Annotated in this window: 9 protein-coding genes; 3 read left to right on the forward strand and 6 right to left on the reverse strand. The window is 46.8% G+C overall.

What is annotated here, in order from left to right; genetic code table 11:
- Window positions 1–36 precede the first annotated feature (36 nt).
- From WBV75_RS04400 to WBV75_RS04410, 3 genes are all read right to left on the reverse strand, one after another.
- Window positions 37–558 (reverse strand): DinB family protein, encoded by a 522-nt coding sequence (locus tag WBV75_RS04400; protein WP_424119438.1) that lies wholly within the window; start codon window positions 556–558, stop codon window positions 37–39.
- Window positions 559–577: 19 nt separating this feature from the next.
- Window positions 578–1,057: an Lrp/AsnC family transcriptional regulator gene (locus WBV75_RS04405; RefSeq protein WP_424119439.1), complete on the reverse strand. Its 480-nt coding sequence runs from the start codon at window positions 1,055–1,057 to the stop codon at window positions 578–580.
- 100 nt (window positions 1,058–1,157) lie between these two features.
- Window positions 1,158–2,243 carry a M14 family zinc carboxypeptidase gene (locus WBV75_RS04410; protein ID WP_424119440.1) on the reverse strand — a complete coding sequence of 362 codons (1,086 nt, stop codon included), beginning with the start codon at window positions 2,241–2,243 and terminating at the stop codon, window positions 1,158–1,160.
- Between the two features lie 255 nt (window positions 2,244–2,498).
- Between WBV75_RS04410 and WBV75_RS04415 the strand changes: the two genes are divergently transcribed.
- Both WBV75_RS04415 and WBV75_RS04420 read left to right on the forward strand, forming a co-directional pair.
- Window positions 2,499–2,888 carry a helix-turn-helix transcriptional regulator gene (locus WBV75_RS04415; protein ID WP_424119441.1) on the forward strand — a complete coding sequence of 130 codons (390 nt, stop codon included), beginning with the start codon at window positions 2,499–2,501 and terminating at the stop codon, window positions 2,886–2,888.
- Window positions 2,889–2,907: 19 nt separating this feature from the next.
- Window positions 2,908–3,279, forward strand: a complete 372-nt coding sequence (locus tag WBV75_RS04420) for a DNA topoisomerase IV (RefSeq protein WP_424119442.1) — start codon at window positions 2,908–2,910, stop codon at window positions 3,277–3,279.
- Window positions 3,280–3,284: 5 nt separating this feature from the next.
- Here the strand turns inward: WBV75_RS04420 and WBV75_RS04425 are convergent, their stop codons facing one another.
- From WBV75_RS04425 to ychF, 3 genes are all read right to left on the reverse strand, one after another.
- The gene (locus tag WBV75_RS04425; RefSeq protein ID WP_424119443.1) at window positions 3,285–5,924 is read right to left on the reverse strand and encodes a DNA gyrase/topoisomerase IV subunit A; all 2,640 of its coding nucleotides are present in this window, start codon (window positions 5,922–5,924) and stop codon (window positions 3,285–3,287) included.
- 29 nt (window positions 5,925–5,953) lie between these two features.
- The gene (locus tag WBV75_RS04430) at window positions 5,954–7,804 is read right to left on the reverse strand and encodes a DNA topoisomerase IV subunit B (RefSeq protein WP_424119444.1); all 1,851 of its coding nucleotides are present in this window, start codon (window positions 7,802–7,804) and stop codon (window positions 5,954–5,956) included.
- Between the two features lie 139 nt (window positions 7,805–7,943).
- Window positions 7,944–9,038 carry a redox-regulated ATPase YchF gene (gene ychF, locus WBV75_RS04435; RefSeq protein WP_424119445.1) on the reverse strand — a complete coding sequence of 365 codons (1,095 nt, stop codon included), beginning with the start codon at window positions 9,036–9,038 and terminating at the stop codon, window positions 7,944–7,946.
- A gap of 172 nt (window positions 9,039–9,210) precedes the next feature.
- On the opposite strand from ychF, the gene WBV75_RS04440 reads away from it, so the two are divergent.
- Window positions 9,211–10,558: carboxypeptidase-like regulatory domain-containing protein (locus tag WBV75_RS04440; RefSeq protein WP_424119446.1), on the forward strand; the 1,348-nt coding region annotated here is incomplete at its 3' end.

Below are 10,558 nucleotides of genomic sequence, written 5' to 3' on the forward strand. Positions count from 1 at the left end.
GTCTCTTGAAGCTGAATTAGGACTGGACGATTAATCTCAGCGCCCCAAATACCGCTCACGCAGAATGTTCCTGTGGTGCTTCTGGTGCCCGCACATGATAAAACCAAGGGCGCCCAAACTGATATCCTGTCCACTGGCATTTCCTGTAAACAAAAGCCGATCTGGCGGGAGGGATTTAAAAAGCAGAAGCGAAGATTCCCGAATTACCCGGTATTCGCGAATAATGTCTTTGAGGGTTCTCCCTTCTGCAAAACTTTCAGGAACATATTCGTCCTGATCAAATCCCGACAAGGGGGTAGCATCTTTCCGGCCCAAACGCAGGGCCCTGTATTGGAAAATCCGCTCTGTATCCAGTATGTGCATCAGCACTTCTGAGACACTCCATTTACCGGGGGCATATCGAAAGGAAAGCTTATCCCCCGGAATGCTAGCAAGAAACTCCGGGAAATTTCCCATTTGGCGCTCCATCAACTCCAGCAGGGCTGCATCTGGGAGCACTTCCAGATAGGGTTTGTAATACTCAGGACAGTCTCCTTCTTTAAGTTCTGAAAGTCGCATGGAATCGGGTATTTAGAGTTTACAATTCATTAAAAATTGTATGCATCAGGCGCTTTTTGTCGTTGATACTTTCCTCGAGAGAAATCATGGTTTCGGTACGGCTGATGCCTTCGATATCGTCGATCTTAAAGATGATATTCTTTGCATGGTTCGTATCCCGCGCTCGTATTTTGCAAAAAATATTAAACTTCCCCGTAGTAATATGTGCCACGGTAACATAAGGGATTTCGGTTAAGCGCTCGAGAACAAACTTGGTTTGATGGGTCTTTTCAAGAAAAATGCCAACATAGGCGATAAAAGAGTACCCCAATTTCACATAATCCAGGGTCAAAGAACTTCCCTTGATAATTCCGGACTCCTCCATTTTACGAACCCGCACATGAACGGTCCCGGCGGAAATCAATAGCTTTTTAGCGATATCGGTAAACGGAGTCCGCGTATTGTCGATAAGCATATCGAGTATCTGATGATCGATTTCATCTAATTTTACTTTTGCCATTTCAATACTTTTTATGCAAAAATAGACTTTTAAGAAATATTATGTAATAAAACACGTATTCTTTTGAAGAATATGCAAATTTTTAAGGTTGTTATACTTTTTAGGGGTGTGAAAAAGGGATCAGACCATTTAAATGGTCCAAATCTTCGCGTTTCTGTGCATCCAAAACACGATGCCCATAAAAGCCGCTAAGCGCACCCTTATGGATCACTTTGGGTCGAAAATGAATGGTTTCCTCCTGCAGCACCTCTTCAAATTGCAAACCCAATCTATGACCGGAGGGGAGATCGGGCAAGAGCAAGTGTGCATTTTCCACGAGTATATCGACAAAGGGAGTTGTGTTTTCAGGAATTGCGCGGTATTGCGAGAGCGGCCTGAAAGCGGCAGGACCCCTCACAACACCTTGTATGGCTTTGCAAAGGGCTCTGTACACATAAAAACGGGTGATCTCCCGCTCATAGTCCCCGGGATAATGACCTGCTTCCACCAGAAGTGTCGGAACCCCTGCAGCCTGGAAGCTATCCCCAACACAATCTAAATTAAAGGTATCGTCGTAACGCCCGATACCAATTTCCGATTGTGCACACTCGACGATCATTCCAATAAGTCCGGCTGCCCTCCTACGGGAGTCGGAAAAACCCCTTTCGGGGTCCGCGGCCGGAGCCAGGAAGGAAAGGGTTGCCGACCTCGGGGGTGTTCCTGCACCATAAATCGTCCGCTGATCGTGCAGGTTGAGGCAATAATGGGGCTTAAACGAATCAAACAATCGCCTGAGTATACGGCTTTCGGGCTCACTGAGCTTTTGGGCGTCGCGGTTTAAATCTATTTTATTTGCGTTAAACCGGGTATATGCCATTGCCCCGTCCGGATTCAGTATGGGGATTAGGAGTAATTCGACCCCTTCCAACCACCTGGGCGGATTCAACTGGCAAGCCTGGATAAAATCCAAAAGAGCCTTAGTAGTAGTAGACTCGTTTCCGTGCATTTGAGACCAGGCAAGAACCCTATTCGGTCCATTCCCCAACTTTACTGCAAAGATCTCCCGATCTTCCACGGACCGCCCAGCCACCTCAAGCCCATTTGCAAACTGTGAAGTTTTCAAAAAATTATAGACAGGAGCAGGAGGCAGGTAGCGCCCCTCAATGGCCTTTACTTTTATCCGCTCGTATTCTGAAAAACCGATCATTATGCAAGAAGCTGGATGTAAAGGTAGGGCAGAATTTAGTTACAGGTGTAAACGAAAATAAATCATTTTCAAGATTATCCGGGCGGCTGAACAGACAATTTGTTACATTTGTAAATGAAAATAATATGTAGTAGTTTATCTATTTATATTTCAAAGTATTACAATATTTTAAAATAATTAATAGTTTAAATATTATTACGCCATTCGATCCTTTTGGAAAAGCCAAAGCAAATTGAAAATCTTTAAGATGTTATCATGGTAAACACGGCTGCCTTTAAAGAAAGACTGGAGCAAATCCTCTCGCATTACGAGATGACAGCTTCCGCTTTTGCGGACGCCATAGGGGTTCAGCGCTCGAGTATTTCGCATTTGCTCAGTGGCCGAAATAAACCCAGCCTGGATTTTGTCTTAAAGGTAGTCCGGGAATTCCCGGAGGTGAATTTATACTGGCTCTTAAATGGAAAAGGAATTTTCCCGGAATCGGAGATCCCTCCGTCCGAAGATGAATATAATGCCCTACCCGAAATGCGTAAAGGGGGCCCGGCACCTACAACATCTGAAATTGAGTCTATTGTCGTATTCTATAAAGACGGTAGGTTCAGAAAGTATTTGCCATCCCAGTCTAAAGAAGGAGGATTCCTCTAAATCGTTTTATCTTTGCCCCATGAGAATCTTCCAGCTGCTTATCCTTATTGGCCTGATATCGGCTTGTACCCCACCACAAAGGGACTGCGAGCGCTTTCACACAGGCACTTTCCAATTCACCGCACAAATTGACGGAGTGGAAGAAACGACTGTTTTCCAACGCACAGCGGACCTCGAGGTCTCCCAATACCAGGGAAAAACAGACTCAGCTTCCGTGCGATGGATCAACCCCTGTGAATATATCGTGACAAATTTGAATCCCGGGTCTCCGGGGGAAGAGAAGCCCATCCACATGAAAATCCTGTCTACCACAGACAATTCGTACACTTTTGAATATAAGCTGGTAGGGGAATCTCAGGCCTCACGCGGTACAGCCTTTAAAACCGATTAAGCCTTTTAGAACAAGGTGGGCTGGTCCGAGTCTTTTGAATTCGTCCCAGTGTCTTTAGTCGCTTTCTTGGAATCCGCCTCAGGCCCGACGACGTCTTCCCCAATAACTTCCATATCCCTTGGGGCTTTCTTTGCAGGGGCTTCATAGGGCAGGGGGTCCAGCACCTCAATCTCAAGAACTTTATCCCGGGTCAGCTGATTTCCCATGGCCGTAATACCCTTTATCCCGATAAAATCTTCCAGATCTATAGTTTGGTTCGCCCGACGCTCTTTCCCCCGTTTCTTGGCGAAAACCAGTTCGGCAACAGGCCTGTAATCCGTGAAAATCGCCTCGAGGTAGGTCTTGGGATGATCAGTCAGGATGTACTCTTCTTTTTCCGGGTTTTCAATGAGAAAGCGCTTTACGTAAAATAATTCTTTCTCTCCCTCCCAGTAGATTGCTGTAAGCGGCTTTTCGGGAATCCACTTTTCAAGCACGACCATGTCGGAATCAAAATGCATGGTAAGCTCGGGTATCGGGGTCTTGACGATCCCTTTTTGGGTAAGGATCAACAAGCGGTCATCGGACGTGAATTCCCCCAGCAGCTCCCCGCGACCATCCACATTGAGGCGTTGAACCGTATCGTCAAACCAGATTTTTCGGGGTTTGAGGGTGGATAACCCCTTTTCCTTTAACTCGATGCGTTTTACGGGGTACTTCGTGACGATATTGCCTTTTGCATTACGTCCTTTGATCGTTACATCGGCAAAATCCAGGTCCCATTTTAATTTTTTAATACCGCCTTTCTGCCGCAGGAGGACGGTTACCACTTCTGCCTCTCCATTCGGGTTGGCGGTAAAATACAACACCTGAGATCCGGCCTTATCCCCCGTAAGGCTGTACATCCTGTCACGCGTAATGGAAGTTACATTAAACCGCTTAACATACGTAGCACCGCCCCTACCCGCTTTATAAATCATATTGTAGGTGGTGCGCTTGTCTTTCTTTTTAAAAACAGCCACGTGGATGATGTTTTTGCCGATAAAAGTCTTGCTGTCCACCCGGGTGACCATCATTTCACCCGCAGCAGTAAATACGATAATGTCATCGATATCGCTGCAATCGGTAACGTATTCATCTCTTTTTAAAGAAGTCCCCACAAAACCCTCTTCCCGATTGACGTATAGTTTGGTGTTGCGAATGACCACTTTAGTCGCCTCAATGTCGTCAAAGACCCGGATTTCAGACTTTCGCTCTCTCCCCTTCCCGTATTTCTTTTGAAGCTCCGAAAAATAGCTGATCGCATAATCCGTAAGGTGCTCCAGGTGATGCCGGGTCTGGGCAATACGCTCCTCCAGCCCATCGATGAGTTGCTGGGCCTTATCCAGGTCGAAACGCGAAATACGCTTAATTCGAATCTCGGTCAAACGGGTAATATCCTCTTCAGTAACCGGTCTTTTCAGGTGCCCGGTAAAAGGCTTAAGGCCTTTGTCAATCGCCTGGATGACGCCTTCCCAGGTCTCTTCTTCCTCGATATCCCGATAAATCCTGTTCTCAATAAAAATCCTTTCCAGGGAGGCGAAATGCCACTGATCCTGAAGTTCCTGCAACTGTATCTCGAGTTCCGCCTTGAGCAACTCTACCGTATGCTCCGTGGAACGCCTGAGCATTTCACTAACCCCAATAAAGATCGGACGGTTGTCTTCAATTACACATCCCAGAGGGGATATGGAGGATTCACAAGCTGTAAATGCATACAGGGCATCAATCGTCTTATCCGGGGAAATACCGGAAGGCAGGTGCACGAGAATCTCTACTTCTGCAGCTGTATTATCTTCAATTTTCTTGATCTTAATCTTGCCTTTGTCATTGGCCTTTAAGATGGAATCTATTAAACTAGAGGTGTTAGTTCCGTGTGGTATCTCACTTATTTTCAGAGTATTCTTATCCTCCTGTGCGATCCTGGCGCGCACCCGAATCTTACCTCCTCTTTCCCCGTCGTTGTAATTGGTGACATCTATAATTCCAGCCGTCGGGAAATCAGGATACAACTTAAAACGCTGCCCTTTAAGGTGCTTGATAGAAGCCTCTATAAGTTCGTTGAAGTTGTGGGGTAATATTTTTGTGGAAAGCCCCACAGCGATCCCTTCTGCTCCCTGTGCAAGTAATAGTGGAAATTTCACAGGCAGGTGCACCGGCTCCTTCCTTCTGCCGTCATATGAGAGCTGCCATTCGGTGATTTTGGGGCTAAAAACAACTTCAAGGGCAAATTTGGAAAGGCGCGCTTCGATATATCGGGAAGCCGCTGCCCCATCCCCGGTAAGAATGTTTCCCCAGTTTCCCTGGGTGTCGATCAGGATATCTTTCTGACCCAATTGCACTAAAGCGTCTGCAATACTCGCGTCCCCATGTGGATGGTATTGCATGGTGTTCCCCACAACATTGGCAACCTTGTTGTACCGCCCGTCATCCATCTCCTTTAGGGAATGCATGATACGACGCTGTACGGGCTTAAAACCATCCTCAATGGCCGGCACTGCGCGTTCCAGAATAACATAGGAAGCGTAATCCAGGAACCAGTCCTTGTACATTCCGGTTACCCGTGTTAGGGCTTCCTGATCCTGCGACTCTTCATGTGGCCCCTGAGGGGATTCGTTTTCTTCCATAAAAGAAAGAAGCTATCTTTTAAGTTTTGTTATTCTGCGACTAAATCCAATTCCACCCGGAGGTTATCGATAATAAACCCTTGCCGATCGGGTGTATTCTTGCCCATATAAAATTTCAAAAGCTCTTCAATCGACATGGCTTTGTCCATCATCACGGGCTCCAGCCGAATGTCATCCCCGATAAAGTGCTTGAATTCATCCGGAGATATTTCACCAAGGCCCTTAAAACGGGTGATTTCGGGTTTTCCCGATAAGCGGGCGATACCTTCTCGCTTTTCTTCTTCGCTATAACAGTAGATGGTTTGTTTTTTGTCCCTTACCCGAAATAAGGGTGTTTGAAGGATATAGAGGTGATTCTCCTTGATGAGCTCCGGGAAAAACTGAAGGAAAAAGGTAATGAGCAGCAGACGGATGTGCATACCATCCACATCGGCATCCGTGGCGATCACGATATTGTTATATCTGAGGTTTTCTATGGAATCTTCGATATTCAGTGCCGCCTGGAGCAAATTGAACTCTTCGTTTTCATAGACGATTTTTTTACTCATCCCATAGGAGTTCAAGGGCTTACCCCTCAGGCTAAAGACGGCCTGCGTATTGACGTCCCTGGACTTCGTTATTGAACCCGATGCGGAATCCCCTTCTGTGATAAAGAGTGTGGTTTCCAACCGCCTGTCGCTTTTCATGCTGTCCAGGTGAATGCGGCAATCCCTGAGTTTTTTATTGTGCAGACTGGCTTTCTTAGCCCTTTCCCGGGCTAGTTTACGAATCCCGGAGAGCTCTTTCCTTTCTTTTTCCGCCTGCATGATCTTACGCTGGATTTTCTCGGCGGTCTCGGGATTCTTATGCAGATAATTATCGAGGTTGCGCCCAACAAAATCATTGATATACGTGCGTACAGTGGGCAAATCACCTCCCATTTCCGTCGAGCCCAGTTTTGTCTTGGTCTGGCTTTCGAAAATCGGCTCCATAACCTTGATCGATATGGCGGATATCACCGATTTCCGGATGTCAGAAGCGTCGTAATTCTTACCGTAGAAATCCCGCAGAGTCTTTACAAGTGCTTCCCGGAATGCAGATTGATGGGTACCCCCCTGAGTCGTGTATTGCCCATTGACAAAGGAGTGATACTCCTCGCTGTACTGCGTCCTGCTATGCGTAAGGGCTACTTCTATGTCACTTCCTTTGAGGTGTACCACCGGATAGAGAAAATCTGAAGGATTGTTGTAGTCCTCCAGGAGGTCTTTCAGGCCGTTTTCAGAGTGGAATTTCTCCCCGTTAAAAATAATGGTCAAACCCGGGTTGAGATAAACGTAGTAGCGCAACATTCGCTCTACATACTCGCTGCGGTATTTAAACTTTTTGAAGATTTCAGTATCGGGGATAAAAGAAACCTTGGTCCCACGGCGCCTGGAACTCTCCTCCAGCATTTCTTCGTCCTGAAGCTCTCCACGTTCGAAGATCGCTGTTTTCGATTTCCCCTCCCTGCTGGATTCGACAAGAAAATAAGACGAAAGGGCATTTACGGCTTTGGTACCTACACCATTGAGGCCGACAGATTTCTTAAAAGCGCGGGTGTCGTACTTCCCCCCGGTATTCATTTTAGAAACCACGTCCACCACTTTCCCGAGCGGAATTCCCCTTCCGAAATCGCGGACGGTCACCCGCTCTTCTTTAATGCCAATCTCTATGGTTTTCCCCGCCCCCATCACGAATTCATCGATACAATTATCGATAACTTCCTTTAGCAGAATATAGATGCCGTCGTCCTGGGAGGAGCCATCCCCGAGTTTTCCGATATACATTCCGGGGCGCATACGAATATGCTCTTTCCAGTCCAGGGACCGTATATTATCTTCGGTATACTGCGTTTGCGCCATAAATAGGGGGTTTACCCATGCTAATATAAAATTTAGGGGATGAAATCAAAATGCAGGGTAGTTAAAGTAATTAACAAAGGACCCGTCCAAAATGTTGATAGTCTACAATCTCGGACCCTCACGTCAACATAAACCGGGCTCAGACATTAAAGCGAAAGTGCATAACGTCTCCATCGCGCACCACATATTCTTTGCCCTCAACCCTCATTTTACCGGCTTCCCGAACTTTTGCCTCGCTGCCCAGCGTTTCGTAATCTGAAAAGGCGATGACCTCTGCACGTATAAAGCCTTTTTCAAAATCGGTATGGATCACCCCTGCGGCCTGAGGCGCTGTCGCACCTACTGGGATTGTCCAGGCCCGGACTTCTTTTTCCCCTGCCGTGAAATAGGTCTGCAGATTTAGAAGGGAATACGCGGCCCGGATCAGTTTTGAAGATCCGGGTTCCTCCAGGCCGAGGTCCTCCAGGAACATTTCGCGCTCTTCAAAAGTTTCCAATTCATTGATATCGGCTTCTGTGCCGACGGCCAGTATGAGTACTCCGGCATTTTCATCAGCGACTGCGGCCTTTACCCGATCTACATGCGCATTTCCACTAACCGCAGACTGATCATCCACATTACATACGTAAAGCACGGGCTTGTCGGTAAGCAACTGCAAAGGCTTCACATAGGCATCATAGGCATCGGCGTCCACATCGATAGCCCGAACCGACACCCCCCGTTCCAGGCCTTTCTTCAATGTTTCAAGGACCTGAGCTTCACTCATGGCTTCTTTGTTGCCCGTCCTGGCGGCACGTCCAACACGTTCCAGTTTTTTTTCAACGGCTTCCAGGTCTTTGAGCTGCAGTTCAATATCGATGGTCTCTTTATCCCGGATCGGGTCTACGGAACCATCCACATGAACCACATTATCATCGTCAAAACATCGCAATACATGAAGAATGGCATCCGTCTCACGAATATTCCCCAGAAACTGGTTCCCGAGCCCCTCCCCTTTGCTGGCTCCTTTAACCAGGCCTGCGATATCCACAATTTCTACCGTGGCAGGCAGCACTTGTTGTGGACCGACGAGGTTTTCCAGCGTTTGCAGCCGCGGGTCCGGGACATTGACCACGCCCAGATTGGGCTCAATAGTGCAAAAGGGGAAATTCGCACTTTGTGCCTTGGCGTTCGAAAGACAGTTAAACAATGTAGATTTGCCTACGTTTGGGAGCCCGACAATGCCTGCTTTCATATGATATGATATCTATGGTTCAAGATCTTTTATCTTTCAAAAGAAGGGCAAATATAGCCCTATTTGTGATCTCCTGCTACTCATGTTTTGACCACCCCAGGCATTATTGTATTACGGGGTCCTGTGTAACAATTCAAATCAGACTTCGTCTAATTAAAAATTTCTATTGGGTATGAGATTCTTTTTACTCCTGGTTCTTTTGTTTGCCCTGGCACCTGCAGGGATTGCACAAAGCCTGACCAGCCGTATTGTCGATGGACAAACCGGGGAAGCTGTTCCCTTTGCCACCATAGTGACGGGGGTAAATAAAGGCACTATTTCAAATGAAGAGGGGTATTTCAACCTGGATACAGCGGGCCTGAGCGCAGAAACTGTTCAAATTTCCTGTATGGGTTACGAAACCCTGGAAATCCCCGCAAATGCCTTAACGGAAAATCAAATCCTCCGTTTAACCCCTGCAGCCATCCGCCTCAATGAAGTGCGTATCGGAGAGCGCATCCCCGATGCCGATGAGATCGTGCGAAAAGTCAATGAAAACATCCCTCTAAACTACAATCTGGACGAACGCAATTATTCTTTTTTTTATCGGGAATCGGAATATATGAATTGGGAGCAACTCGATCTCGAAGTCGAAAAGGATTCTGAACTGGATAAAGAACAGCTCGCAAAAGCCCGGGAAGAACTCAATGCCCTGGGGCGATACATCACGGATAGTCGCGCCGTCTCATTCTTTGATTTTAACGGGCAGTATAGGGATTTAAGGGATACCAGCCTGATTTGGGTAGACCGGGCAACAGAGTTGATGGATGCCAATAATGACTTTACTACAGATAAATTACAGGAGAAAGCACAGAAGATTATCCTTTCACACCTGGATACCACCCAAACCTATAAAGTTAAAACAGGAATAATCACAGTAGAGGACAGTATTTCCATGAGCGATGAAATGGCGCAATCAGGTTATGGGGACAGTATAAGCGCGAAAGCCCTCAACGTTAGGATATCGGATGTTCTCGCATTGGCCGGGTTTGAGGACGAAAATCGACTCGGTGATTTTCTGGATGAAAATATGTATCGATATGAATTGGTAAAACCGACCTACTTCAACGGTTTTTACGTCTATGCAGTCCGCTTTACACCGCGGAAGCGGAAGTCGAAGTATGCGGGAACGCTTTATGTGGATGCCAGCAACTTTGCCGTGCTCAAAGCTGACTACAAATATGCCGAGGGCAGGAATGGCCAAAGTGTCAATCTAAAGTTGCTGCTGGGCATCAAGTACATCGAAAACATGGATCGGGGAACGCTGGTTTTTCAGGGAGACGATACAGGAAAATACCATCCTTATTATATTCAAAAAGAGTACGGTAACTATGTTTATATGCATCGAAGCTTAAAGTTTATCGAAAACAGCGCTTTACGGAAAAAGGTGCTGTTTGATTTTCTTTTGGAGGGAGGTGTGCGTCAGAAAGAAAGCATCCTTATTCGTCCTTCCACTCCACTGAAGACCCCTGCTTCTGAAG

The sequence above is a fragment of the Robiginitalea sp. genome, assembly GCF_049588695.1.
GTDB lineage: Bacteria > Bacteroidota > Bacteroidia > Flavobacteriales > Flavobacteriaceae > Robiginitalea.

Coding starts and splice junctions, on each gene's coding strand:
- WBV75_RS04400 (WP_424119438.1), bottom strand. CDS start 558: ATGCGACTTTCAGAACTTAAAGAAGGAGACTGTCCTGAGTATTACAAA.
- WBV75_RS04405 (WP_424119439.1), bottom strand. CDS start 1,057: ATGGCAAAAGTAAAATTAGATGAAATCGATCATCAGATACTCGATATG.
- WBV75_RS04410 (WP_424119440.1), bottom strand. CDS start 2,243: ATGATCGGTTTTTCAGAATACGAGCGGATAAAAGTAAAGGCCATTGAG.
- WBV75_RS04415 (WP_424119441.1), top strand. CDS start 2,499: ATGGTAAACACGGCTGCCTTTAAAGAAAGACTGGAGCAAATCCTCTCG.
- WBV75_RS04420 (WP_424119442.1), top strand. CDS start 2,908: ATGAGAATCTTCCAGCTGCTTATCCTTATTGGCCTGATATCGGCTTGT.
- WBV75_RS04425 (WP_424119443.1), bottom strand. CDS start 5,924: ATGGAAGAAAACGAATCCCCTCAGGGGCCACATGAAGAGTCGCAGGAT.
- WBV75_RS04430 (WP_424119444.1), bottom strand. CDS start 7,804: ATGGCGCAAACGCAGTATACCGAAGATAATATACGGTCCCTGGACTGG.
- ychF (WP_424119445.1), bottom strand. CDS start 9,038: ATGAAAGCAGGCATTGTCGGGCTCCCAAACGTAGGCAAATCTACATTG.